21 protein-coding genes and 1 pseudogene are annotated in these 25,015 nt (G+C 66.2%); 16 read left to right on the top strand and 6 right to left on the bottom strand.

Features of this window, described 5'->3' with window-relative positions:
- The first annotated feature begins 198 nt into the window (after positions 1-198).
- A complete protein-coding gene (locus ACQP2D_RS13865) occupies positions 199-735 on the top strand; it encodes a L,D-transpeptidase (RefSeq protein ID WP_433684107.1) in 537 nt (178 codons plus the stop codon).
- Between the two features lie 116 nt (positions 736-851).
- Here ACQP2D_RS13865 and ACQP2D_RS13860 read toward each other — a convergent pair whose 3' ends face one another.
- Entirely contained in the window at positions 852-2,213 is a 1,362-nt protein-coding gene (locus tag ACQP2D_RS13860) for a PucR family transcriptional regulator (protein WP_433684106.1), read from the bottom strand.
- Between the two features lie 169 nt (positions 2,214-2,382).
- Here ACQP2D_RS13860 and ACQP2D_RS13855 point away from each other — a divergent pair, with 169 nt between their 5' ends.
- The 7 genes and pseudogenes from ACQP2D_RS13855 (at position 2,383) to ACQP2D_RS13825 (ending at position 11,117) form a co-directional block, all read left to right on the top strand.
- Positions 2,383-3,843 (top strand): class I adenylate-forming enzyme family protein, encoded by a 1,461-nt coding sequence (locus ACQP2D_RS13855; RefSeq protein ID WP_433684105.1) that lies wholly within the window; start codon positions 2,383-2,385, stop codon positions 3,841-3,843.
- A 27-nt stretch (positions 3,844-3,870) separates the two neighbouring features.
- Positions 3,871-5,685 (top strand): annotated as a pseudogene (locus tag ACQP2D_RS13850) (DUF3556 domain-containing protein).
- Entirely contained in the window at positions 5,682-7,103 is a 1,422-nt protein-coding gene (locus tag ACQP2D_RS13845) for a phytoene desaturase family protein (RefSeq protein ID WP_433684104.1), read from the top strand. The pseudogene ACQP2D_RS13850 and the gene ACQP2D_RS13845 overlap by 4 nt, the downstream one beginning before the upstream one ends.
- Before the next feature lie 213 nt (positions 7,104-7,316).
- Positions 7,317-8,150 (top strand): 3-oxoacyl-ACP reductase family protein, encoded by an 834-nt coding sequence (locus ACQP2D_RS13840; protein WP_433684103.1) that lies wholly within the window; start codon positions 7,317-7,319, stop codon positions 8,148-8,150.
- A gap of 39 nt (positions 8,151-8,189) precedes the next feature.
- A complete protein-coding gene (locus ACQP2D_RS13835) occupies positions 8,190-9,914 on the top strand; it encodes a PHA/PHB synthase family protein (protein WP_433684102.1) in 1,725 nt (574 codons plus the stop codon).
- Positions 9,915-9,932: 18 nt separating this feature from the next.
- Complete coding sequence (phaZ, locus tag ACQP2D_RS13830) at positions 9,933-10,817, top strand: poly(3-hydroxyalkanoate) depolymerase (protein ID WP_433684101.1); 885 nt, start codon at positions 9,933-9,935, stop codon at positions 10,815-10,817.
- A 78-nt stretch (positions 10,818-10,895) separates the two neighbouring features.
- Positions 10,896-11,117, top strand: a complete 222-nt coding sequence (locus ACQP2D_RS13825; protein WP_433684100.1) for a hypothetical protein — start codon at positions 10,896-10,898, stop codon at positions 11,115-11,117.
- 49 nt (positions 11,118-11,166) lie between these two features.
- Here ACQP2D_RS13825 and ACQP2D_RS13820 read toward each other — a convergent pair whose 3' ends face one another.
- Both ACQP2D_RS13820 and ACQP2D_RS13815 read right to left on the bottom strand, forming a co-directional pair.
- A complete protein-coding gene (locus ACQP2D_RS13820; RefSeq protein ID WP_433685641.1) occupies positions 11,167-12,738 on the bottom strand; it encodes an MDR family MFS transporter in 1,572 nt (523 codons plus the stop codon).
- Positions 12,739-12,818: 80 nt separating this feature from the next.
- Positions 12,819-13,460: a TetR/AcrR family transcriptional regulator gene (locus ACQP2D_RS13815; RefSeq protein ID WP_433684099.1), complete on the bottom strand. Its 642-nt coding sequence runs from the start codon at positions 13,458-13,460 to the stop codon at positions 12,819-12,821.
- A gap of 409 nt (positions 13,461-13,869) precedes the next feature.
- On the opposite strand from ACQP2D_RS13815, the gene ACQP2D_RS13810 reads away from it, so the two are divergent.
- Positions 13,870-14,703, top strand: coding sequence for an AfsR/SARP family transcriptional regulator (locus ACQP2D_RS13810; protein WP_433684098.1), 834 nt, complete (start codon positions 13,870-13,872; stop codon positions 14,701-14,703).
- Here ACQP2D_RS13810 and accC read toward each other — a convergent pair.
- Together accC and accA are read right to left on the bottom strand one after the other, a co-directional pair.
- Positions 14,700-16,049 carry an acetyl-CoA carboxylase biotin carboxylase subunit gene (gene accC, locus ACQP2D_RS13805; protein ID WP_433684097.1) on the bottom strand — a complete coding sequence of 450 codons (1,350 nt, stop codon included), beginning with the start codon at positions 16,047-16,049 and terminating at the stop codon, positions 14,700-14,702. The two genes, ACQP2D_RS13810 and accC, sit on opposite strands and share 4 nt — an antisense overlap.
- A 16-nt stretch (positions 16,050-16,065) precedes the next feature.
- Complete coding sequence (accA, locus tag ACQP2D_RS13800; protein WP_433684096.1) at positions 16,066-17,757, bottom strand: acetyl-CoA carboxylase carboxyl transferase subunit alpha; 1,692 nt, start codon at positions 17,755-17,757, stop codon at positions 16,066-16,068.
- A gap of 169 nt (positions 17,758-17,926) precedes the next feature.
- Between accA and ACQP2D_RS13795 the strand changes: the two genes are divergently transcribed.
- Genes ACQP2D_RS13795 through ACQP2D_RS13765 form a run of 7 tightly spaced genes read left to right on the top strand, consistent with a single transcriptional unit; the run spans position 17,927 to position 24,564 of the window.
- Complete coding sequence (locus ACQP2D_RS13795; RefSeq protein WP_433684095.1) at positions 17,927-19,195, top strand: beta-ketoacyl-[acyl-carrier-protein] synthase family protein; 1,269 nt, start codon at positions 17,927-17,929, stop codon at positions 19,193-19,195.
- Positions 19,192-20,406, top strand: a complete 1,215-nt coding sequence (locus ACQP2D_RS13790; RefSeq protein WP_433684094.1) for a ketosynthase chain-length factor — start codon at positions 19,192-19,194, stop codon at positions 20,404-20,406. Before ACQP2D_RS13795 ends, ACQP2D_RS13790 begins: the two co-directional genes overlap by 4 nt.
- A gap of 25 nt (positions 20,407-20,431) precedes the next feature.
- Positions 20,432-20,686 carry an acyl carrier protein gene (locus ACQP2D_RS13785; protein ID WP_433684093.1) on the top strand — a complete coding sequence of 85 codons (255 nt, stop codon included), beginning with the start codon at positions 20,432-20,434 and terminating at the stop codon, positions 20,684-20,686.
- A gap of 11 nt (positions 20,687-20,697) precedes the next feature.
- Positions 20,698-21,621, top strand: coding sequence for an aromatase/cyclase (locus ACQP2D_RS13780; RefSeq protein WP_433684092.1), 924 nt, complete (start codon positions 20,698-20,700; stop codon positions 21,619-21,621).
- Entirely contained in the window at positions 21,618-22,553 is a 936-nt protein-coding gene (locus ACQP2D_RS13775; protein WP_433684091.1) for an MBL fold metallo-hydrolase, read from the top strand. Before ACQP2D_RS13780 ends, ACQP2D_RS13775 begins: the two co-directional genes overlap by 4 nt.
- Positions 22,541-23,794, top strand: coding sequence for an FAD-dependent oxidoreductase (locus ACQP2D_RS13770; protein ID WP_433684090.1), 1,254 nt, complete (start codon positions 22,541-22,543; stop codon positions 23,792-23,794). Before ACQP2D_RS13775 ends, ACQP2D_RS13770 begins: the two co-directional genes overlap by 13 nt.
- A gap of 2 nt (positions 23,795-23,796) precedes the next feature.
- Positions 23,797-24,564 carry an alpha/beta fold hydrolase gene (locus ACQP2D_RS13765; RefSeq protein WP_433684089.1) on the top strand — a complete coding sequence of 256 codons (768 nt, stop codon included), beginning with the start codon at positions 23,797-23,799 and terminating at the stop codon, positions 24,562-24,564.
- Positions 24,565-24,597: 33 nt separating this feature from the next.
- Here the strand turns inward: ACQP2D_RS13765 and ACQP2D_RS13760 are convergent, their stop codons facing one another.
- Complete coding sequence (locus tag ACQP2D_RS13760; protein WP_433684088.1) at positions 24,598-25,008, bottom strand: winged helix-turn-helix transcriptional regulator; 411 nt, start codon at positions 25,006-25,008, stop codon at positions 24,598-24,600.
- Positions 25,009-25,015: the final 7 nt, after the last annotated feature.

Below are 25,015 nucleotides of genomic sequence, written 5' to 3'. Positions count from 1 at the left end.
CGGACAATGCGCGCCCGATCCTGTGCTCGGATCGAGTCTATGCGGCTTCGGCTGGCGCTGATACGACACCAGTCCGTTATGACAGAGGCCGAGGTAGCGATCCGGAAACGATCACCTTCACCTCGCGGCGGTCATATGCTTGACGCTACGAAGTTGGTCCCATCATCACCCTGGCGATCCACGCCCAGGGTGCCCAAGGTGAGAGGGGTCAGTGGCGTGAAGAACAGCAAGCGTTTTCGCAACTGGTCGATCAGATCCGCAGTGCTCGTCGGTGCCGTGTCGGCCGGACTCCTGATGGCGGGCACCGCGCAAGCAGAACCATTGTGGCCGGGTGGCCCAGATATCGGCACACCGGCGATCATTCCGCCCATTCCGCCAGCTCCCGTTTACGCACCGTGTGCCGAGAACGCACGGATGTGTATGCGGCTGTCGACGAACGAAGCCTGGCTGATGGAAAACGGCAAGGTGACCTACGGTCCGACCCCGATCTCCCACGGTCGGCCCGGATACGAGACGCCGCCGGGGGTCTTCAAAGTCTCCTTCAAGAGGGAGGACTTCTGGAGCACCATGCACAACGCTCCGATGAAGTGGGCCGTCTTCTTCAACGGTGATATCGCCACCCATATCGGGCCCATCGAGGAACAGTCGCACGGCTGCATCCGGATGACCCCCGAGGGCGCCGAGGCGACCTACCACCACCTCAACCCCGGTGACATCGTCGAAGTCGTACCCTGACATCGTCACCGAGCAAGGCCCGAGCGCATTCCACCACCCGGGCTCTACACACCGGTCGGATCAGCGGCAAAGTCGTTGCGCGCCAACGCCAACCACCGCGTCGCATTGACGACACCTCATATCGCCGAACTCGGGCCCCGTTCCGGACCGGTCGCTGACCGGTTCGCGCGGCGCATGCCATCGGTCGTGGCATGGCCGTCATCGACGGGCCAGAGCACCGCTGGACCGAACCAGTGGCACAGCAGCAGGGCGAGCTCGACATCGAGGCGATCCTCGCCGATCGGGCGGCCGCGGCGGTCGACGGCGCGCTGGACACGATATTTCACCGAGTTGAAGTGCAGGTTCAGCTCGTCGGCGGCGGCCTTGTAGCTGGCGCCGTGATGTAGGAAGACGCGCAGGGTGTCGCGCAGTCGCGCATCGTTGTCGGAGTTGGTGGCCAGCGGCCCGAGCACATCGCGCACCCAGGCCCGAGCCTCGGGCAGATCGCCGCCCAGCAGCGCGGCCGCGGCCAGCCCGGGGTCGCCGGACGCCGTGAGGCGCTCGGTGCGTGGACCCGCGGCGATGGCGACGTTGTGGACGTTCTCGGCCTGCTGATGGGAGCGGCGGAAGCCCTCGACACCGGGCAGTGGCCTGCCGAGGGCGACACACGGAGCATCGTGGCGCCCGGCGACGAAGCGACGCACCAGGCCCTCGGCGGTCGGCGCGGTGTCGACGGTCAACGGAATCCAGCCCCAGCCGCTGACTCGATCGGCGGCGACGAACAACGCACTCCCCTGTGCCGGTAGCGATTCGGTGAGTTCGCGCAGGAAGCGCTCCAGCCGCACCAACTCGTTGCCCTTCACGTCGTCGGAGTACCACAGGATCAAGGCGAGGTGAATTCGCCTGAGCGGGTAGCGGATTGCCGCGGTAACCACGTCCAGATCCACGTCGCCGTTCTCGAGCAACTCGCGCACACGGACGGCGCGCACGCTGTTGCGGTGCTCCGACCACCGATCGCGCTCGACGTCGTACACCCCGACGACCTGCTGGGAAATCCAATCGATATAGTGGAAGGAGACCGTTGTCATCCGTTCGTAGACATCGAGGCTCAGTGCCGGTTCGAGGTCGGCGGCGCGGATCTCGTCCAGGATCACATCGAGCAGCGCCTGCTGACCGAGGCGGTATGCACGCACCAGCGCGTTGGAGGAGACATCGTGTTGGGCCAGGCGGCGCGCATACTCGAGCGCGGCGGTCGGCGGTTCGACGCGCTCGATCGGGATGTCGTAGCGCAACGCGTGGAAGACCGCATCGATATTTCCCTCGACACTGGCGCCCAGTAATTCGATGAGCTGCGAATTACCCCGAAGTTCGGAAATCTCGGCAGCCAGGGTCTCCTGAATCGACCGGGAAACCTCGCCCAGCCTGGCACGGAGCAGCCCTTCGATCCTCGCGGCGTTCTCTATGACGACTGCGTCGTCGAATCGGCGCCGGTCAGCCATAACCAACAGTAGATCGCTGCGCCGACCAGGGTGATCGATTTCCCGATGCGGTTGTCTTCCCGCGACAACACCGGCCGCGGACTTCGTATTTTCGCGACGGTGTCTTCCAGATGTCCGATTCCTACCGTTTGGTGTATCCCTTCGAACCCCCCAAGCCCAGGAATTGTCCATGAACCTTTCGGAACTCCCCGATCTACGCGCTACCCGCGAACCGCACGGACCGTGCATCGCCGACGATGAGGTCGAGTTGAACAACATCCAGTTTCGGCGGACCGTCCAGCGGGCCGCGGCGACCTTACGCAGCCAGGGCATCGGCGCCGGGGACGTGGTAGCCGTGATGCTGCCCAACACCGTGAGCCTGGTGGTGACCCTGTTCGCCGCGTGGCGTATCGGAGCGGCCGTCACCCCGCTCAGCCCGACGCTCGTCCCGTCCGAGGTCGCCTACCAGGTGGCGGACGCGGGGGCGAAGGTGCTGGTCACCGATCGGCAGATCGAACTGGCCACACCCGCGCTGTTACCGGTGCGTGAGCTGACCGCCGAACCACCGGCCATCGCCGATCCGGTCCAGCAGTCCGACGACGCGCTGGCTTTGCTCATTTACACCAGCGGCACCACCGGCCGCCCGAAGGGCGTCATGCTCGACCACGCCAACCTGAAGGCGATGTGCCGCATGGTGATCGACGCATTCGAGCTGACCGACGCCGACCGCAGCCTGCTCATCCTGCCGCTGTTCCACGTCAACGGCATTGTCGTCGGCACGCTGTCACCACTGCTGGCCGGTGGCCGGACCACCATCGCGGGCCGGTTCAGCCCGAAGACCTTCTTCGAGCGGATCGAACGCAGCGGCGCGACCTACTTCTCCGCCGTACCGACCATGTACACGATGCTGGCGGATCTGCCCGCGGATGTGCGACCGGATACCTCGGCCGTGCGATTCGCGGTATGCGGCGCGGCACCGGCCAGCATCGAGCTGCTGGACAAGTTCGAAAGCCGTTACGGCATACCGATTGTCGAGGGATACGGGCTGTCCGAGGGCTCGTGCGCGAGCACCGTCGATCCGATCGGCGGCCAGCGCAAGCCGGGCACCGTCGGGCTGCCGCTGCCCGGCCAGACCATCCGGATCGTCGACTCCAACGACCTCCCGGTGGCCGACGGTGAACCGGGCGAGGTGCAGGTGCACGGACCGAATGTCATGCGCGGCTATCTGAATCGCCCCGACGAAACCGCCAGGGCGCTCGCGGGCGGCTGGTTGCACACCGGCGATATCGGACGCATCGACGAGGACGGCTATCTCGTGCTGGTCGACCGCGCCAAGGACATGATCATTCGCGGCGGCGAGAACATCTATCCGAAAGAGATCGAGACGGTCATCTATCAACTGCCCGAAATCGCCGAGGCCGCGGTCGTCGGCCGGGCCGATGCGGTGTACGGCGAACAGCCGGTGCTGTTCGTCTCGCTGAATTCCGGCGCGCGGATCGATACCGAGAAGATCCATGAGCACGCGCGCGGCGCGCTGTCGAAATTCAAACTGCCCGTGGCGATCACGATTCTCGATGAGCTGCCGAAGAACGCCGTCGGCAAGATCGACAAATCCTCGTTGCGTAAATTGCCGCACCTCCAGGGTGCCTGAGAAACATTCGAAAATCAGGAGTTCACAATGAGTTTCACAAAGCCGGATCTCCCGGCCGTCGATCCGGAAACATTTCTACGCAAGCCGCTCATGGAGCGGATGCGCATTCTCGCCGTCAGCTGGGGCGAGCACGGATTCGGTTCGCCGCGAATGGTGCACACGATCTATATCCTGAAGCTGCTGCTGTGCTACGCGCTGGGCGGCATCGTCGTGGCGACCGTGACCTCGGATCTGCCCGCGTTCTGGCATGTTTCGCAGTGGTGGGACCAGCCGATCGTCTATCAGAAGGCGGTGCTGTGGACCGTGCTGCTCGAGGCGATCGGTGTCGCGGGCTCCTGAGGACCGCTCGCGGGCAAGGTGGAGCCGATGACCGGCGGCATCCTGTTCTGGGCCAGGCCGGGCACCATCCGGCTGCGGCCATGGCGCTGGGTGCCGTTCACCGGGGGTGATCGCCGCACCTGGTTCGACATCGTGCTCTATGTGGCGATGCTGGTGGCCGTGGCGGTTCCGTTGGTGCTGCCCGGCGTGCACAGTGACTCGCTGTCCGCTGCGGTCCCGGACAACACCTCGGGCCTGGTCGCCCCCGCGCTCATCGTGCCCGCGATCGTGCTGCTGGTGCTCAACGGCCTGCGTGACAAGACGGTATTCCTCGCCGCCCGCGGCGAGCAGTACCTGCCCGCGCTCGTCTTCTTCACCGTGCTGCCGTTCGTGAACATGATCATCGCGCTGAAGCTGCTGATCCTGGTCGTCTGGGTCGGTGCGGGCCTGTCGAAGTTCGGCAAGCATTTCTCCAACGTGGTCGGGCCGATGGTCAGCAACAGCCCCTCGGTGCCGTTCACCTGGGTCAAGCGGGCGCATTATCGCGACTTCCCGCGTGACCTGCGGCCGTCCCGGGTGGCGGATCTGATGGCGCACGTCGGCGGCACCTTCGTGGAGATCGTCGCACCGCTGGCATTGTTCTTCTCGACGAATATCTGGCTCACCGTGGCGGCGGCGGCCGCGATGGTGGTGTTCCACCTGTTCATCGTCTCGTCCTTCCCGCTGGCGGTGCCGCTGGAGTGGAATGTGCTGTTCGCCTACACCACGATCTTCCTGTTCCTCGGCTTCCCCAGCTGGGACGGTTACGGCATCACCGATATGTCCTCACCGTGGCTTACCGTGGTGATCGTGGCCGGGCTGGTGTTCTTCCCGATCCTGGGTAATTTCCGCCCCGACAAGGTGTCCTTCCTGCCCTCGATGCGGCAGTACGCGGGCAACTGGGCGTCGGCGGTGTGGGCGTTCGCGCCCGGCGCCGAGGCCAAACTGGATCGGGTGACCAGGACGGCGCGAAATCAGCTCGACCAGTTCATCGGGTTCGGCTACGAACCGCAATGGGCCGAGATCACCATGCAGAAGACCATCGCCTGGCGCACCATGCACAGTCAGGGCCGCGGCCTGTTCTCGGTGCTGCTGAAATCCCTGCCCGATATCGATACCCGGACGGTGCGCGAGGCGGAGTTCATCTGCAACTCGCTGATCGGGTTCAACTTCGGTGACGGCCACCTGCACAACGAGGATCTGATCCGGGCCGTGCAGACCGAGGCGCAATTCGACCCGGGTGAGCTGATCGTCGTCTGGGTCGAGTCGCAGGCGGTGGGCAGCAAGGTGCAGCACTACAAGGTGATCGACGCGGTGATCGGGGTGATCGAGCGCGGCACCTGGAAGGTCGCCGACGCGGTCGCCGAGCAGCCCTGGTTGCCCAACGGTCCGATCCAGACCGAGGTGAGCTGGTCACTGACCGAACCGAAACCCGCTGCCGCACCGGTCATCGTGGATGAGCACGGGCATGGAGCGCTGGCATGAGCACCGCGATCGTGGTCGGCGGCGGCCCTAACGGGCTCGCCGCCGCCGTCGCCCTCGCCGCGGCCGGAGTGCAGGTCACCGTGTTGGAGGCGGCGGAGGAGATCGGTGGCGGCACCCGCTCCAGCGAGGCGATCGTGCCCGGCCTGCTGCACGACCACTGCTCGGCCACCCATCCGATGGCCGTCGGCTCGCAATTCCTCAACAGTCTCGGCCTCGACCGGTACGGACTGCAGTGGCGCTTGCCCGAGATCGATTGCGTACATCCACTCGACGGCGGTTCGGCGGGGGTGCTGCATCGCTCGGTCGAGGAGACCGCGGCCGGGCTCGGCCGAGACGGCGCACGCTGGCGACTGGCATTCGATCGTCCGGTGGCCCGGTACGACGCGCTGGCGCAGGACATCATGGGTCCGCTGCTGCGGGTGCCACACCATCCTCTGACGCTGGCGCGGTTCGGCATTCCGACCGTGCTGCCCGCCTCGACGCTGGCACGGGCATTCCGGACCGCGGCGGCCAGGGCATTGTTCGGTGGCATTGCGGCACATACCTTTCGGCCGCTGCATCAGCCGCTGACCTCCGCGATCGGGCTCGGCATCATCACCGCCGGACACCGGCACGGGTGGGCCGTCGCGGCGGGTGGATCGCGATCGATCAGCCGCGCGCTCGCCGCGCTGCTGGCCGATCTAGGCGGCAAGATCGAGACCGGTACCCGCATCGACGCGATATCGCAGTTGCCGCATACGGACATCACGATGTTCGACCTCGCACCCGGCGCCGTCGCCGATATCCTCGGCGATCGGCTGCCGCGCCGAATCGCCAAGGCGTACCGCCGCTTTCGGCAGGGGCCCGGGGCCTTCAAGGTCGATTTCGCGGTCGAGGGCGGCGTGCCGTGGACCAATCCGGACGCGCGGCGCGCCGGAACGGTGCACCTCGGCGGCGACTTTGCCGAGATCGCCGCCGGTGAACGGGATATCCACGCGGGCCGGATGCCACAGCGACCGTTCGTCCTGGTCGGGCAGCAGTACCTGGCGGACCCGCAGCGCTCGGTCGGCAATGTCCATCCGCTGTGGACCTACGCCCATGTGCCGAACGGATATACCGGCGACGCGACCACGGCGATCATCGCCCAGATCGAGCGGTTCGCGCCCGGTTTCCGGGAGCGCATCGTCGGGCAGACCGTGCGTACGACAACGGAGATGGCGATCTACAACCCGAATTATGTCGGTGGCGACATCATGACCGGCGCCAAGGATATTCGTCAGTTGGTCTTCGGTCCGCGCACCACGCTGTCCCCGTACGACGTCGGCGTGCCGGGAATGTACATCTGCTCGGCGGCCACGCCACCCGGTCCCGGCGCACACGGCATGTGTGGCGCCAATGCCGTGCAATCGGCGCTGCGCTGGCTCACTGAACTCGGCTAGCAATCCCGTCGACAGAGAGCTGTATCACCTCGGGCCGACCGGCCACACAGCGATAGCTTCGCCACATATCCGCACGTCCTGTGTCCATATGCCAATGAATCCCCCGGTTCTCGTCTCCCCGAGACGATGATCCCGATCGAATTACAGACGACAGTAGTTGCAGCTAGCAACGGCGCGGCAGATAGAGATTCGACTACCCGGAAAGCATCGAGAATGACCACTTCCTACGTTCAAGAAATCCCCGGACTCGGCCGCGCTACCGGAAAACTCACCGGCCGCGTCGCCTTCGTGACCGGAGGCACCCGCGGTATCGGCGCCGCGATCGCCCGCAGCCTCGCTGGCCAAGGCGCCACAGTGGCCGTGGGCTACTGCAAGGACAGCGCCGACGATTTCGTGGCGAACCTCACCGAGCAGGCCCGGGCGCACGGCGCCACTGCTTCGGCCCATCAGGGCGATATCAGCTCCGCCGCCGACTGTCGCCGCACCATCGCCGAGGTGATCGAAACCCATGGACGACTCGACATTCTGGTCAATAACGCGGGTATCACCATGGACAAGACGGTGGCCGCGATGACCGAGGAGGATTGGCACACCGTGCTCGCGGTCAACCTGTCCGGTGCCTTCTTCCTCTCCCAGGCCGCGCTCGCGCACATGGTCGAACGGGGGACCGGACGCATTGTCAACGTATCCTCCGTGGTCGGTGAGACCGGCAATATCGGCCAGGCCAACTACGCCGCCGCCAAGTCGGGTCTGTTCGGGCTGACCAAGACCCTGGCCAAGGAGGCCGCCAGCCAGCTCGACACATCCGGCCTGCGCACCGACTACGGCATCGGCATCACGGTCAACGCCGTGACGCCCGGCCTGATCGCCACCGAGATGACCGACCGCATTCCGGAGCGGGTGATGAGCAAGCTCACCTCCCAGATCCCGGTGCGACGGGCCGGTCGCCCCGAGGAAGTCGCCAGGGTCGTGCACTTCCTGGCCGCCGACGCCTCCACCTACATCACCGGACAGGTATGGAGCGTCAACGGCGGCATGGATATGTGATCCCGGCACCGTCGAACTATCCACCCGAGAGGAGTCATCGTGACGAATACCGTTGATACCGAACGCAATTACCCGCCCACCACCGCCCGCGGCGCGGACGAGCTCGCCGCTCCGCTCGATCTGCTGCTGCTCGGCCCGGCCTTCGGCCTGCTCCGCCGCATGACGCCGAACACCTCCTGGGCGCATATGGCCGCCGATCTGGTCCGCAAGCCGGGCACCGTCGCCGAGCGCGGCCGATCACTGGTCAAGGAGCTCGGCCTTATCGCCCGCGGCAAGGCCGCCCGGGAGCCGGCCAAGTACGACAAGCGCTTCGCCGACCCGGCATGGCAACAGAATCCGCTGCTGCACCGCATCGTGCAGGCCTACCTGGCCGCATCCGAGACCGCCGAGGCGCTCTACCGAGACGCCGATCTGGACTGGCGCGACGCCGAGCGGATGAAATTCGTCTTCGACAATGTGATCGAGAGCGCTTCGCCGAGCAACAACCCGCTGCTCAGCCCACTGGGATGGAAGGCGCTCATCGATACCGGCGGACTGAGCGCGGTCCGCGGCCTGCGCCGATTCCTGCGCGATATCGCGACGCAGCCGCGAGTTCCCGCGATGGTCGAGCCGGATGCCTTCGCGGTCGGCGAGACGATCGCGACCACACCGGGCGCGGTCGTGCTGAAAACACGGATGTTCGAGTTGATCCAGTACACCCCGCAGACACCGACCGTGCGCACGGTTCCGCTGCTGATGGTGCCACCGGTGATCAACAAGTTCTATGTCATGGATATCGCACCCGGCCGCAGCATGATCGAGTATTTCCTGCGGCAGGGCCAGCGGGTCTTCGCGATCTCGTGGCGCAATCCGCATGCCCGGCACCGGGATTGGGGATTCGACAGCTACGGCGCCGCCATCGTCGAGGCACTCGACGCGGTGCGGCGGATCGCGGGCACCGAGCGCGCGCATCTGATGGCGAGCTGTTCCGGCGGCATTCTCGCAGCCATGGTCGCCGCGCATCTCACCGATATCGGCGAGGACGATCGGCTGGCGAGCCTGACGCTCGCGGTGACCGTACTCGATCAGTCCAAGGCCGGTTTCGCCTCGGCGGCGCTCGGGGAGAAGGAGGCGCATACGGCGATCAGGATGTCCGAGCGCAGGGGCTATCTCGACGGGCGCGCGTTGGCCGAGGTGTTCGCGTGGCTGCGGCCGACCGATCTGATCTGGCGGTATTGGGTCAACAATTACGTCCAGGGGCGCGCGCCCGCGGCGTTCGACGTGTTGTTCTGGAATGCGGATACCACGCGCATGACCGCGGCCCTGCATCGCGATATGGTGCTGCTCGGGCTGCACAACTCGCTGACCGAACCGGGTGCGGTGAGCATGCTGGACTCGCCGGTGGATCTGTCGAAGGTGACCGTCGATTCGTACGTGATCGGCGGCATCGCCGACCACATCAGCCCATGGCAGGCCACCTATCGCAGCGCACGTCTGCTGGGCAGCGCACAGCAGCGGTATGTGCTCTCGACCAGCGGGCATATTGCGGCGCTGGTCAATCCGCCCGGAAATCCCAAGGCGTCCTACCGATTCGGGCCCGCCGACACCGAGAGCCCCGACGAATGGCTGGAAACGGCAGAGCAGGCCGCCGATTCCTGGTGGCCCGACTACGTCGCCTGGCTCGCCGAGCGCGGCGGACCCGAAAGGCCCGCGCCGCAACAGCTCGGCGCCGAGGGCCTGCCACCCGTGGGGCCGGCGCCGGGCACCTATGTCCACGAACACTGAGGCCGCGCGGGTATGCCGATGATCGCCGCTGGGGACCACATCGTCACCGTATTCGGCCAACGGATTCGGGTGCGTATCCGGCCGGGACGGGGCGTCCCGCTGGTGCTGTGCAACGGCATCGGCGCCGGGCTCGAGGTGCTCGCGCCGATTGTCGACGAGCTCGACCGTGAGATCCCGATCGTGAGTTTCGATGTGCCCGGCACCGGCGAGTCACCGCATTCCCCACTCCCCTACGGGTTTCCGTATCTGGCCTGGCTGCTCGGCCGTGTCCTGGACAAGCTGGGCATCGACCGCGCCGATCTGCTCGGCCTGTCGTGGGGCGGTGCCGTGGCACAGCAATTCGCCTTTCAGAACCCGCGCCGATGTCGCAGGCTGGTGCTGGTGTCGACCGCGACCGGCATACTGATGGTGCCCGCCCACCCGCGGGTGCTGGTCACGATGGCCACACCGCGCCGGTTCCGAGATCCGGAGTACGCCGCCGATATCGCCGCGGCCATCTACGGCGGCACCGCACGCACCGATCCCGAGCGCGTCGCCGAACTGTTCCAGCGTCAGGTCCACGCGGGATCCTGGCGCGGCTACCTGTTCCAACTCCTCGCGGGTTCGGTGTGGACCAGTTTGCCCGCGCTGTGGGCCATCCGGCAGCCCACGCTCATCATCGCGGGCACCGACGACCCGATCATCCCGGTCGTCAACGCCCGCATCATGCACCGAATGCTGCCGCATTCGACCCTGCACCTACATCCGGGCGGACATGTCGACGTCGTCACCGACGCGGCCACATTCGGTCCGGTGATCAGCGGATTCCTCCGGTCCCACCCCGCGCGCCCGCGTCCGATTCGAGCGCCCACGGCTGGGGACCGGTACCGCATTGACGACGTGTGCCGGGCACCGCGAATATGAACTATGGGCAACGAAAACCTGCACAACAGGCGACACACCCGACGTCCTGGGATGCCGATCGCCTGATACGAGCAGCTGGTGCGCGACGAATCCGATGTAGAACAGGCACGTGTGTTCTACGACCTCCTCATCGCCGAGGCCGAATCACTCACCGCCGCAATCGAGGCCACACTGACCAGACGCGGCAGCCCGAGGGCGACAACCGAATCCCGACTACACATCCGGGAACTGCGCGAAGTGCGCCGATGCCTGGACCAGCTCAGGGCCCGCTTCCCCGAGGTCGCCCGATCGAAGCGTTGACCGGGCATCGATCGCCCGGTCAACGCTTCATCTTTCGGCTGGCACCGCCTCAGCGTTCGGAAACCAGCTCCGGCTCCGGATCGTGAGCCGCGTCCTGCGCCATCACGGCCTCGCCGCGGGCAACCATGCCGGCCTCATCGGAGAGTGTCATCTGCGGGATGAACAGTGCGAGCACGAAGGCGATCGCCGCGCCCGGAATCAGGTACCAGAAGCCGGGGACCAAGGCGTCCACGTACGCGCCGACGATGGCATCGTGCAGCACGTCGGGCAGGTGTTTGACGACCGACGGGACCAGGCCGCCCGGATCCAGCCTTGCCGCAGCGGCTTCGGGGCCGTGGGAGATGAAGACGTCGGTGAGACCTTCGGTCAATCGGTCGGTGAAGATCGAACCGAAGATGGCTACGCCGAGTGCACCGCCCATTTCGCGGAAGTAGTTATTGGCGCTGGTCGCGGTGCCGATCTGGTTGGGGGTTACCGCATTCTGCACGACCAGCACGATGATCTGCATGATCAGGCCGAGGCCAGCGCCCATGACGAACAGCATCGCGGAGACGACCCACATCGGGGTGTCGGCGTCCAGGCGGGTCAACCACAGCATGTCCACGATGATCAGCGCCGCGCCGAGGGGCGGATACGCCTTGTAGCGGCCGGTTTTGGTGACCATGGTCATCGAGGCCATCAGCGCGATCATCAGACCGACCATCATCGGGATCAGCAGCAGACCCGAGACCGAAGCCGAAGCGCCCGTTGCCATTTGCAGATACGTCGGGATGAACGCCAGGGCGGCGAACATCACCAGGCCGACCAGGAAGCCGATCGCGGAGGTCAGCACGAAGGTGCGGTTGCGGAACAACCACAGCGGCAGCATCGGCTCCTCGGCGCGCGCCTCCACGAGTACGAAGGCCGCGACCACGGCGATGAACGCGGCGATCATCGTGACCATAACCGTTGAGCCCCACGCGTATTGCTTGCCACCCCAGTCGGTGATCAGGATCAGCAGTGTGGTCGCAGCCGACATCAAGACGACACCGAGATAGTCGGGCCGGGTCTTGGGCCGGTGGCTGGGAATGCTCAGGTAGCGGAACGCGATGAACAGCGCGGCGATACCGATGGGCACATTGATCCAGAAGCACCAGCGCCAGCCGAGATGATCGGCGAAGAAGCCGCCCAGCAGCGGACCGGCGACCGATGTGATGCCGAAGACGGCGCCCATCGGGGCCATATATTTGCCACGGTCCTTGGCGGGCACCACATCGGCGATGATGGCCTGCGCCAGGATCATCAGACCACCACCGCCGACACCCTGCAGGCCACGGAAGGTGATGAACTCCCAGAAACTCGTCGACGCCGCGGCGCCGATGGAGGCGACCGTGAAGACGGTGATGGCGAACAGGAACGGCCAGCGACGGCCGAACAGGTCACCGAATTTGCCGTAGATCGGCATCATGATGGTCGTCGCGAGCAGGTAGGACGTCGCAGTCCATGCCATATGGGAGATGCCGCCGAGGTCGCCGACAATGGTCGGCATGGCGGTGCCGACGATCGTCTGGTCCAGGCTGGCCAGGAACATCCCCGCGATCAACGCTCCGAAGATGAGCCAGATACGCTTCTGCGTCAACACAATTGGCATGGGCGGCGATTCAGCCGACCCACCCGTCTCCCGGCCACCCCTCACGGAATCGCTGCGCGATGCCGCACCGTTCATTGCTTACCTCTCCTCTTCCTGCCGCCCGGCGCTTCGAACAGCCGCGCGGCCATCGCACCGTGTTCACATACCGCCGCTGCCAGCGATACGGTCGGATCGTTTGCCGAGGACATGGCCGCCCTCGTGGTGATGGTCGTCATGAATCCCGCTGCCAGACCGGCGAATTCGGGCGATACGTCGGTGCCGAGCCGTTCCGAGAGGAGTTCACCGATGACGCTCTCCAGTCGAGCACCCGACGCGACGAAGGCCGCGAGCACCCGCGGCTCGGTCTTGATGAGCGCGGTTACCAGCGAGATACCCTCGCGCACAACGGTTTCGGATTCGAATCCGTGGGCGAACAACCAGGTGAGATCGTCCATCAGCACACCGCTCGGTCCGCCGGCGATGAACTCCGCACGCAGCTCCGGTGTGCCGATCTCGTCGACCGGCCCGACGACCGCGTCCATTTTCGTCTCGTAGTAGTTGAAGAACGTGCGCGGGGAAACCCCGACCGCTCTGGCGATGTCCTCGACGGTCGTGGCGTCGAGTCCCTGTTCGACCGCCAGCCGACGCGCGGCCAGACAGAGGTCGAGCAGGGTCTGGCGCTTCTTCTGCTCCCGCAACCCGATCGGCCGCTCGTCGCGATTCGCCTTGGACATGTCCGCCAAAGTAGCACAAACTGCAATTTTTCAGAAACTGCAAGTTCAGGTGGTCTCACGCCGGAGACCGTCCGCGATGGCACCTGAGCTCGGACGATCGCCACGCGGGGCCGATCGCGCGCACTCGTGCCATCCGGAAACAACTGAAAGGACGATCGGTCACACAGAGGTCATCCCATGAATCAATTGACGCTCGAATCTCCTTGCGACGTAGGAGAATTGACGCACATCTCGAATCGAATTAACTCCGATATAACTCAACTTTCATCGACTCGAGATGCGATTTTCGCTACTGTTGACCTTGCCTACAGCGAGGTGGGATTTCGAGAACCTCACATCGGTCGGGGGGATTACGCCCGTAGGAGAACTCCAAGTGAAGTATCCAGTGTGCGCTCGTGTGTTAGGTCCATTGACGCTTGCTCTCAATAATCACAACGCGACGCCAACCGCACAAAAGCAACGCCAACTACTCGCATTACTTCTGGTCCGGCACGATACCGTCGTTCCGGTCACCACTTTGGTCGAAGAGCTGTGGAACGACGATCCGCCGCGCAGCGCCGTCACCGTCGTACAGACCTACGTGCTCGGAATTCGCAAGAAGATGGCCGAACAACTCGGCATCGGACAGGCCGAAGTGGCCGAACGCTTTCTGCGCACCCGCAGCAAGGGCTATTCGTTCGACGTCAAGGACTGCCTGTTCGATTTGCGCGACTACCAGACCATGTCCGAGGCCGCCCGCTGTGCCGCCAAGACCGGCGACGACTACCGCGCGGTCGACCTTTTCACCGCCGCGGAGGCGCTGTGGAGCGGTCCGGCGCTGGTCGATGTGGAGGGCGGTGTGCCACTCGCCGCGGAGATCTCGCATCTGGATCATCTGCGGCTGACCAACGTCGAGCTGCGCGTCGAGGCCGAGCTGCGGCTCGGCAGATATCGCGAGACCTGCCCCGACCTGGCCCGACTCACCATGCAGCACCCACTGCACGAGCGGCTGCAGGCGTATTACATGTTCGCGCTGTGCCGTTCGGGCCAGCGCGCCCGCGCGCTGGCCTCCTACCAGCAGTTCAGCAGGTCGATGCAGCGTGAGCTCGGCCTCGACCCGTGCCAGAAGCTGCAGAAATTGCATCAGGACATCCTCGCCGCCTCCGACGTGTCGGTGAGCGCCATGCTCAACAGCCGCCACGCCGGATATCTCATCGGCTGGTACTCCCCCGAATTCCGCTCGGCGCGAGCAAAACCCGCCTAACCCTCGCGTAACAACTCGTCCACCAGCGCGGTCGAATGCGTCGCCGACCGCATGGCCGGATGGTCGAGCACCGCGCACAGAAAATCCCGGGTCGTCTGCACCCGCGCGCCCGAAATCCGGAATTCGGCCAGCGCCCGCCGCATGCGCGCGAGCGCCCGGTCCCGGTCCGGCGCCCAGACGATGAGTTTCGCCAGCAGCGAGTCATAATGCGGCGGAATCGAATAGCCGGCGTGCACATGCGTGTCCACGCGCACGAACGGACCGCCCGGCGGTGTGAATTCCGCCACAATTCCGGGCGCCGGTGCGAATTCGGCCGACGGGTCCTCGGCATTGATCCGGCATTCAATTGCCGCGCCGCGCAGGGAAATATCCCGCTGGGCGATGCCGAGCGGTTGCCCGGCCGCGATACGGATCTGCTCGGCGATCAAATCGATACCGGTAACCATTTCGGTGACCGGATGTTCGACCTGAATTCGGCAGTTCACCTCCATAAAATAGTAATTCCCTTGGGGATCCACCAGAAATTCCACGGTTCCGGCACCGACATAGCCCGCTTCCAGCACCCCGTCCACCGCGGATTTGCCCATCCGCGCCGCGAGCCCGTCCGGCAGCCGGGGCGCGGGCGATTCCTCGATGAGCTTCTGATGTCTGCGCTGCACCGAGCAGTCGCGCTCGCCCAGGTGCACACCGTTGCCGTAGCCGTCGCACAGCACTTGGATCTCGACATGCCGGGCGCCCTCGAGGTACTTCTCCAGATAGACTCGACTGTCGCCGAACAGCATCCGCGCGGTCGCCCGGGTCTGCTGGTAAGCGTGCGGGAACGCCGCACTGTCGCGCACCACCTGCATACCGCGCCCGCCGCCACCGGCGGCCGCCTTGATGATCACCGGATAGCCGATCGAATCGGCGAGCGCGTGCGCCGCATCGGGTTCGAGCGGATCGAGACTGCCCGGCAGCAGCGGCAGTCCTGCCTTGGCCATCAGCGTGCGCGCCGACTGCTTATCACCGAGTTGGGCCATCACATCGGCGGGCGGACCGATCAAGGTGACCCCCGCCGCACGACAGGCATCGGCGAAATCCGGTGACTCCGAGAGGAATCCGTATCCCGGATGGATGGCATCGGCTCCGGTCAGCTCGGCGGCGGCCAATACGGCCGCGGCATTGAGGTAGCTCCGCTTGGCCGCCGCCGGCCCGATCTGCACCGATTCATCGGCGAAGCGAACCACCGCCGACTCGGCATCGGCGACCGAATGCACCGCGACGGTGCGCACACCGAGTTCCCGGCAGGTGCGCGCGACCCGCAGCGCGATCTCACCACGATTGGCGATCAGAATCTTGTCGAACATGATGTCCCGCACTCTCTTACGCCACCGACCGGACCGGAACCTGCCGCCGCGCACCGAATCGGCGGAACCGTGCGCGCCGCTCGGCTGCGAGGTCCGCACCGCTGCGCCCGGTGAGCTCTCGCAGACTCACGGTCAGGGCCCGGCGCAGCTGATTCGCCGCCGCCAGCGGTGCGGAGCCGACATCATCGCCCGGTTCGGGCAGCACCGCGTCGACCACGCCGAGCCGCAGCAGATCGCTGGCCGTAAGTGACAGCGCGGCAGCGGCTTTCGACGCGGCGGTGGGATCATTCCATACGATGGCCGCACAGCCTTCCGGGCTGATCACCGAGTACGTGCCGTTCGCGAACATCAGCACCCGGTTGGCGACGCCGAGTGCCAGCGCACCACCGCTACCGCCCTCACCGATCACCACACTGATCACGGGCACCCGCAGCGCCGACATCAGCCGGATATTCTCCGCGATCACCACCGCCTGCCCCTGCTCTTCGGCAGTCGCACCGGGATAGGCGCCGGGCGTGTCGATCAGGGCGATCACCGGCAGTCCGAGCTTTTCGGCAAAACGCATGAGCCGCGCTGACTTTCGATAACCCGCCGGTGTGGGCATGCCGAAGTTGCGGGCCATCATCTCCTTCGGCTCATGGCCCTTCTGGTGTCCGATCACCACGACCGGCTGCTCACCCAGCCACGCGGTGCCACCGACTATGGCGGGGCAGTCCCCGGAAATCCGATCCCCGCGCAACTCGTGGAAGCCGTCGAAGGCGAGGGCGAAGTAGTCGAGTGCGGTCGGCCTGCTCGGCGTCCGCGCGCGCCGGACCTGCGCCCAGGGATCGCTGTCGGGCATCCGTGCCGGATCGGTGATGGTCCCCGCGTCGAGTTCGGTGACCGCATCGCCGGTCGGGTCGACCGGACCGGCGACTCGCAGCAGGGAACCCAGCGCCTGCCGCAGCCCCGCGCGCGGCACGATCATATCGATAAGACCACGCTCCAAGAGGAATTCGGCGGTCTGGAACTTCGGCGGCAGCTCTTGGCGGATGGTCTGCTCGATCACTCGGCGGCCCGCGAAGCCCAGCCGTGCGCCCGGTTCGGCGATCAACACATCCGACAGTGTCGCGAACGAGGCCGCGACACCGCCGTAGGTCGGGTCGGTGATCAAGGTGATGGTGAGGATCCCGGCGCGGTCCAACTGTTCCAGCGCCGCACTTGTTTTCGCCATCTGCATCAGCGATAGCGGCCCCTCCTGCATCCGCGCACCACCGGAAGCGGTCACGATGAGCAGCGGAATCCGCTCGGCGAGTGCGGTTTCCGCCGCATCGGTGATCATCTCCCCGACCGCGGTGCCCAAACTGCCGCCGAGAAAGCGGAAGTCCATCGCCGCGATGATCACCGGATTGCCCTCGATCGCCGCGAGCGCGCACAACACCGCATCGTGCATGCCGGTGCGTGCCCGCGCGGCGGCGAGCCGGTCCGGATAGGGCTTGGTGTCGGTGAAGGTCAGCGGGTCGTCGTCGGTGGGGATGACGGCGAGCGGTTCGTAGCGGCCCTCGTCGGCGAGCTGGACGATGCGCTGCTCGGCGGTGATCGGAGTGTGTCTGCCGCATTCACCGCAGACACCGAGGTCGCGGGCGAACCGCTTGCCGTACAGCGGAATCAGACAGGCCGGGCAGAGCACCCAGTCCGCGGCGCCGTCCAAGCCGAGTGCTGACTTCATCACGCGTATCTCCTGTGCTCGCGAAAGGTATGCCCCACAGCCTGCGCGCGCCCGCTCGAGAACAACTCGACTCCGGCGCTCGAGTCAGGTTCGAGGACGGCCTTCGATGCTCGAGTACACGATCGAAGGGAGATAACGCCATGAACCCCAACGCATCCGGTGGTGCGGAATGAGCCGCCGCGTTGTCGTCACCGGACTCGGTGTCCGCGCGCCCGGCGGTTCCGGTAAGGACGAGTTCTGGAAACTGCTGTCCGAAGGGCGCACCGCCACCCGCCGGATTTCATTCTTCGACCCGACACCGTACCGATCCCAGGTGGCTGGCGAAGCCGATTTCGACCCGATTCAGGAAGGGCTTTCGCCCAGGGAAATTCGCCGCATGGACCGGGCGGTGCAATTCGCCGTGGTGTGCGGACGGGAAGCGGTGGCCGATAGCGGCATCGATATCGGGTCGCTCGACCCGCACCGGCTCGGCGTCAGCCTCGGCAGTGCGGTAGCCGCCGCAACCAGCCTCGAACAGGAGTACCTGGTGCTGTCGGACTCCGGTAAGAACTGGCTGGTCGACCAGACCTACCTGTCCCCGCACATGTTCGACTACATGGTGCCCAGCGTGATGCCCGCCGAGGTGGCCTGGAGTGTCGGCGCCGAGGGTCCGGTCGCCATGGTCTCCAACGGCTGCACATCCGGACTGGATTCGGTCGGCCACGCGGTGCAGTTGATTCGCGAGGGTTCGGCCGATGTCATGCTGGCCGGGGCCGCGGATACCCCGATCACGCCGATCGTGGTGGCCTGCTTCGACGCGATCAAGGCGACCACCTCGCGCAATGACGACGCCGAACACGCATCGCGCCCGTTCGACAATTCGCGCAACGGCTTCGTCCTCGCCGAGGGCGCCGCGATGTTCGTGCTCGAGGAGTACGAGAGCGCGCGCAAACGTGGCGCGCACATCTACGCAGAGATCACCGGTTATGCCACGCGCTGCAACGCCTACCACATGACCGGCCTCAAAGCCGACGGGCGGGAAATGGCCGAGGCGATCCGCGTCGCACTCGACGAATCACGCATCGACCCCACCGGCGTGGACTACATCAACGCGCACGGCTCGGGCACCCGCCAGAACGATCGACACGAAACCGCCGCGGTCAAGCGCAGTCTCGGCGAGCACGCCTACGCGACACCGATGAGCTCGATCAAGTCGATGGTCGGGCATTCGCTCGGTGCGATCGGCTCGGTCGAGATCGCCGCCTCGCTGCTGGCCCTGGAATACCAGGTGGTGCCGCCGACGGCCAATCTGCACGAGACCGATCCGGAGTGCGATCTGGACTATGTGCCGCTCACCGCGCGCGATCACCGGATGGACACCGTACTCACCGTCGGCAGCGGATTCGGCGGCTTCCAGAGCGCGATGGTCTTGCGCAAACCGCAGGAGGTGGCGGCATGATCCTGGTGACCGGAATGGGTGTGCTCGCGCCGAACGGCCTCGGCGTCGAACGCTTCTGGGATGCGGTACTGGACGGCCGCGGCGGTATCGCGCCGCTCACCCGGTTCGACGCGAGTCGCAGCACCGCGCGCTTGGCCGGGCAGGTCGCCGACTTCGACGCCGCCGAACATCTGCCGAGCCGATTGTTGCCACAGACCGATATTTCCACCCGCATGGCGCTGGTCGCCGCGCAGTGGGCGCTGGACGACGCCAAGGTCGATACCGCGGCGCTGACCGACTACGACATGGGCGTGGTCACCGGAAATGCCTCCGGCGGTTTCGAATTCACCCACCGCGAATTCAATAAGCTGTGGTCGCGCGGTTCCGAACATGTGAGCGTCTACGAATCCTTCGCCTGGTTCTACGCGGTGAACACCGGGCAGATCTCGATCCGACACGGTATGCGCGGACCGAGCAGCGCGCTGGTCGCCGAACAGGCGGGCGGATTGGACGCGGTCGGACACGCCAGGCGCACGGTGCGTCGCGGTACCCCGCTGGTGGTCACCGGCGGGGTCGATTCGGCGCTGGATCCCTGGGGCTGGGCGGCACATCTGGCCAGCGGTGCGGTCAGCACCTCGGACGCACCGGAGCGCGCCTACCTGCCCTTCGATGTCGAGGCGTCGGGATATGTGCCCGGTGAGGGCGGCGCGATGCTGGTGGTCGAGGATGCGGCGGCGGCCCGAGCCCGCGGGGTGCCGAAGGTGCACGGCGAAATCGCCGGATACGCCTCGACATTCGATCCGCCGCCGGACTCCGGCAGGCCATCGGGCCTGCGCCGAGCGGCCGAACTCGCACTCGCCGATGCCGGTGTGGGGCCGGAGGATATCGATGTCGTATTCGCGGACGCGGCGGGCGTGCCCGATCGCGATCGAGACGAGGCGGCGGCCATCGAAGCCGTCTTCGGGTCCGGCGCAGTCCCGGTCACGGCGACGAAACCGCTGACAGGACGATTGTTCTCGGGTGCGGGCCCGCTCGACATCGTGACCGCGCTGCTGGCCATTCGCGATTCGGTGATCCCGCCCACCACCCATACCACCACTCTCGCCGAGGACTACCGGATCGACCTGGTTCTCGGCGCACCACGGCCCGCCACCGTCGGTGCGGCCCTCGTCCTGGCCCGTGGCCGTTGGGGTTTCAACTCCGCGGTCGTCGTACGCGCTGTCAACGACTGATCCGAATACATCTAGGGAGCCGATCATGACCATGACCATCACCGAATTACGCCGGATCCTCGTGGAATGCGCGGGCGGCGAGGATATCGCCGAACTCGGCGGCGATATCGCCACCGTCGACTTCGAACAGCTCGGCTACGACTCCCTGGCGCTCATCGAGACGGCCTCCCGAATCCAGCGCGATTTCGGCGTGACGATTCCGGAGGAGCAGCTCATCGATGTCAAGACGCCGCAGGAGCTGGTCGATATCGTCAACAGTCAATTGCCGGGTGCGGCATGAACATCGAGGTGATGAGCCACAGCAGGGTGGTGCAGGCCCCACCCGAGGTCGTCTACGCCCTGGTGGCCGATGTGACCAAGTGGCCGGTGATCTTCGCGCCGAGCGTACTGGTGCGCCACCTGCACCGCGGACCCGATGAGGAACGGTTCCGGTTGTGGGCGACGGTCAATGGCGAGGTGAAGAACTGGACCTCCCGCCGGGTGCTCGATGCGGAGCAGCGGCGCATCGTCTTCGAGCAGGAACGCAGCCAGGCGCCGATCGCGTCCATGGGCGGCAGCTGGTCGATCCGCGAAACCGACTCCGGCACCACGAAGGTGACCCTCGACCATCGCTTCACGGTGGTGGACGGGGCCGACCGGACTGTGGTCGCGGGCGCGGTGGATCGCAATAGCGAAACCGAACTGGCCGCGCTGGCACGCATAGCGGAGCTCGGTCATCGGGTCGAGGAGGTCGTGCACACCTTCGAAGACACTGTCACGCTGGATATTTCGGCGGCCGAGGCGTACGACTTCGTCTACCACAGCGAGCGCTGGCCCGAACATGTCCCGCATGTCGGCCGGATCGAGCTCACCGAGGACGCCGAGGGCGTGCAGCTGATGGAGATGGATACCGTGACCGAGGGCGGTATCCCGCACACCACCAAATCGGTGCGCGTCTGCTCGTCCGATGAGCGCATCGACTACAAACAGCTGCTGCCACCGACCATGCTCTTCGGACACAGCGGTGCATGGGAATTCACCGACGGACCCGATGGCGCGGTGGTGACCGCTCGGCACACCGTCGCGATCAATCCGGTCGCCGCCCGCGAAATCCTCGGGGCCACCACCGATCTCGCCGACGCGCGCGCCTACCTCACCGACGCGCTATCGACCAACAGCCGCAATACCCTGCTGTGCGCCGTGCGGTATGCCGAGACCGTGAAGTCACCGACATGACGGCCACCGAACTACCGCAGGTGGCCGGTGACCCGGTGGTGCGCGAAATCGCCGACCGGGTCTACGCGTACACCCACCACCGAGGCGGCTGGTGCGTCAGCAATGCTGGCGTACTGGCCGGTCCGGACGGGGCCGTGGTGATCGATACGCTGGCAACCGAGGGGCGCACCCGCGCACTGGTCGAATTCGTCGACGGACTCGATATCGGCCCCGCCAGAACGATTGTCAACACCCACCACCACGGCGACCACAATTTCGGCAATCACCTCTTCGGCCCCACCGCGGTCGTCATCGGCCACGACCGGATCCGGCCCGAGATGATCGAAACCGGACTCGCTCTGACCCAACTGTGGCCGCGGGTGCAGTGGGGTGACGTGCGAGTCACGCTGCCGAGCATCACCTTCAGCAGCCGGATCACCCTGCATATCGGCGAACGCCGCGTCGAACTCATCCACCTCGGACCGGCCGCACACACCACCAATGATGTGGTGGCGTGGCTGCCCGAGGAGAAAGTCCTCTTCGCCGGTGATCTGGTGATGTCGGGTGCCGCGCCGTTCTGCCTCATGGGGTCGGTCAGCGGATCGATCACCGCGATCAGCAGACTCGCCGCACTGGGTGCGCGGACCGTGGTGTCCGGACACGGACCGGTCACCGGACCCGAAATCTTCGACCGGACACTGCGCTACCTGCGGTGGGTGCAGGAGCTGGCCGCCGAGGGACGCGCACTCGGCCTCACCCCGTTGGCGATCGCGCTCGAGGCCGATCACGGCGAATTCGCCGACCTGGTCGATGAGGAACGGATCGTCGGCAATCTGTACCGCGCCGACGCGGAACTGGCGGGCGGTCCGATCGGCGAACCACTCGATGTGCTGTCGATCTTCGACGAGATGATCGTCTACAACCACGGGCAGGTGCCGACATGTCTGGCGTGACGACCGAAACGGTGCGGGTCTGCGTGATCGGCGGCGGACCCGCGGGGCTGATGACCGGCCTGCTGCTGGCCCGGGCTGGGGTGGAAGTGCTTGTGCTGGAGAAGCATCCGGACTTCCTGCGGGATTTCCGCGGCGATACCGTGCATCCGTCCACGCTGCGGGCAATGGACGAACTGGGGCTCGCCACGGAATTTCTCGCGCTGCCGCACGTCGAACTGCCGCAGCTGCCGATGGCCACCGCGAGCGGTCCGGTGATCTTCGCCGATTTCCGTACGCTGCCGGGCGGTTTCCCGTTCGTGGCGTTCATGCCGCAGTGGGATGTGCTGAACTTCCTCGCCGACGCGGGCAGGCGTTATCCGGGCTTCCGACTCATCCAGCAGGCCGAGGTCACCGAGCTGATCCACGAGGACGATACGGTGGTCGGCGCACGGGCCAGCACACCGGATGGTCTCCTCGAGGTACGTGCCCAATTGGTGATCGCGGCGGACGGGCGCAATTCGATCGTGCGCGGCCTACTCGACGTCGCCGCCAGCGCCGCTCCCATGGACGTGCTGTGGTTCCGCGTCGGCAAACCCGACGGCAAACGGCTGCCCACCGTGCGCAGCGGCAAGGGGTTCTTCATCGTCTGCATCGACCGCGGCGACTACCTCCAGGTCGCGTACATGATCCCCAAGGGCGGGTTCGCGACCATCAAGGCCGCCGGACTCACCGAATTCCGGGCCGGACTCGCCGCGATCTATCCCGGTCTCACTACCCATCTGGCGGCGGAAATTCGCACCTGGGACGATGTGAAACCCCTTGACGTACGGGTGGATCGGCTGCGCCGCTGGTATCGGCCGGGTCTGCTGGCGATCGGCGATGCGGCCCATGCCATGTCGCCCGCGGGCGGGGTCGGCATCAATCTCGCCGTGCAGGATGCCATCGCGGCCGCCCGCCTGCTCGCACCCACGCTGAGCACAGGTGCCCGGCCGAGCCTCGTGCAGTTGCGCGCAGTGCAGCGCAGACGGGAATTCCCCATGCGCGTAGTCCAATTCGCACAGCTGCGGCTGCTCTCGGATCTGTATCCGAATGCCGGGCGGCCGGGCACCGATAAACCCCTGCTCGTGCGCCTGCTGCGCCGTTTTCCCCGTTTACCGCGGCTGGTGGCCCGGGTGATCGGACTCGGCATCCGGCCCGAGCCGGTGCCGCCGGCCGCGATCGCCGGAACCGTCACTGCCCTATCGAAATTCAGGGAGAACTGATCGTGTCGACATATCTGCTCGTCCACGGGGCGTTCCACGGCGGCTGGGTCTGGCAGCGGGTGACACCGCTGCTCGAGGACGGCGGGCACCGCGTATTCGCGCCGTCCCTGGTCGGCCTCGGCGACCGCGCCGACCAGTTGACCCCCGAGGTCGGCCTCGACACCCACGTCGAGGATCTGGTCGGCCTGCTCACCTTCGAGGATCTCACCGATGTCATCCTGGTCGGCCACAGCTATGCGGGCATCGTGGTGACCGCCGTCGCCGACGCCGTGCCCGACCGGATCGCCGAACTCGTCTACATCGACACCTTCGTCCCACGCGACGGTGAGGCGGTCGCCGACATCATGCCCGGTATGGTCGATGCCTTCACCGCCGCGGCCGACGCGCACGGCGACGGCTGGCGGGTGCCACCGCAGACCGAGCCGATGGGTGACGGCGGACTCTACGGTGTCACCGAGGAGCCGGATCTCAGCTGGGTGGCCTCGATGCAGACCGCGCAATCGCTGGCGACCTTTCAGCAGCGCATACTGCTGACGAATCCCGAAGCGCTGGCGGCGATTCCGGTGACGCACGTGCACTGCAGTGAGGGCGGCGCGGATTTCAAGGCCATGCGCGCCGCCATGCCGCGCACCCTGCCGCCCGCCGACCTGCCACCGGAGCGGCTGCATGTGCTGCCGACGGGGCACGACTGCATGATCACCATGCCGCGGGAATTGGCCGGACATCTGCTGGCTCTGGCGCCGCGACCGGCGCCGACCGGTCCGGCCTAGCGCAGGACACCGTAGGTCGCCGCTAGGGTCGGCTCAGGCCTCGGCGGAGTCGTAGGCGGCCCGAGCCGCGAGCACCTCGCTGAGATGTTCGCTCGACCAGTCCACGATGCTGGCGAAGACCGGCCGCAGCGTCACCGCGAGCGGGGTGGCCTCGTACTCGACACGCGGCGGCACCTCCGCATGGTAGGTGCGGGCCACCAGGCCATCCCGTTCCAGCTGACGCAAACGCTGAGTCAGAACCTTGGGCGTGAGGCCCGGAATGCGCTGCTGGAGTTCGGTGAAGCGCAGGCGGCCATCGTGGGTGAGCACCCAGAGCACCTGGGTGGACCAGCGGCCGAAGACGAGGTCGATCACCGGGGTGATCGGGCAGGGATCGACGCTCGCGGGCGCACTCGGCGCCCGGTCACCGCCCGTCATCGAATCGCTACGCGATACTGCCCGCATATTCTTC

The sequence above is a fragment of the Nocardia sp. CA-119907 genome, assembly GCF_050955995.1.
Classification (GTDB): domain Bacteria; phylum Actinomycetota; class Actinomycetes; order Mycobacteriales; family Mycobacteriaceae; genus Nocardia.
Note: the sequence above shows the minus strand (reverse complement) of the source record. Positions and strands in the feature narration are given on the sequence as shown.

Bases quoted from the DNA above. Each gene is read 5' to 3' on its own strand.
- ACQP2D_RS13855 (WP_433684105.1), top strand. From the start codon at position 2,383: ATGAACCTTTCGGAACTCCCCGATCTACGCGCTACCCGCGAACCGCAC.
- ACQP2D_RS13775 (WP_433684091.1), top strand. From the start codon at position 21,618: ATGACGGCCACCGAACTACCGCAGGTGGCCGGTGACCCGGTGGTGCGC.
- ACQP2D_RS13790 (WP_433684094.1), top strand. From the start codon at position 19,192: ATGATCCTGGTGACCGGAATGGGTGTGCTCGCGCCGAACGGCCTCGGC.
- accA (WP_433684096.1), bottom strand. From the start codon at position 17,757: ATGAAGTCAGCACTCGGCTTGGACGGCGCCGCGGACTGGGTGCTCTGC.
- ACQP2D_RS13770 (WP_433684090.1), top strand. From the start codon at position 22,541: ATGTCTGGCGTGACGACCGAAACGGTGCGGGTCTGCGTGATCGGCGGC.
- ACQP2D_RS13795 (WP_433684095.1), top strand. From the start codon at position 17,927: ATGAGCCGCCGCGTTGTCGTCACCGGACTCGGTGTCCGCGCGCCCGGC.
- ACQP2D_RS13860 (WP_433684106.1), bottom strand. From the start codon at position 2,213: ATGGCTGACCGGCGCCGATTCGACGACGCAGTCGTCATAGAGAACGCC.
- ACQP2D_RS13840 (WP_433684103.1), top strand. From the start codon at position 7,317: ATGACCACTTCCTACGTTCAAGAAATCCCCGGACTCGGCCGCGCTACC.
- ACQP2D_RS13845 (WP_433684104.1), top strand. From the start codon at position 5,682: ATGAGCACCGCGATCGTGGTCGGCGGCGGCCCTAACGGGCTCGCCGCC.
- phaZ (WP_433684101.1), top strand. From the start codon at position 9,933: ATGATCGCCGCTGGGGACCACATCGTCACCGTATTCGGCCAACGGATT.
- accC (WP_433684097.1), bottom strand. From the start codon at position 16,049: ATGTTCGACAAGATTCTGATCGCCAATCGTGGTGAGATCGCGCTGCGG.
- ACQP2D_RS13785 (WP_433684093.1), top strand. From the start codon at position 20,432: ATGACCATGACCATCACCGAATTACGCCGGATCCTCGTGGAATGCGCG.
- ACQP2D_RS13780 (WP_433684092.1), top strand. From the start codon at position 20,698: ATGAGCCACAGCAGGGTGGTGCAGGCCCCACCCGAGGTCGTCTACGCC.
- ACQP2D_RS13760 (WP_433684088.1), bottom strand. From the start codon at position 25,008: ATGCGGGCAGTATCGCGTAGCGATTCGATGACGGGCGGTGACCGGGCG.
- ACQP2D_RS13815 (WP_433684099.1), bottom strand. From the start codon at position 13,460: ATGTCCAAGGCGAATCGCGACGAGCGGCCGATCGGGTTGCGGGAGCAG.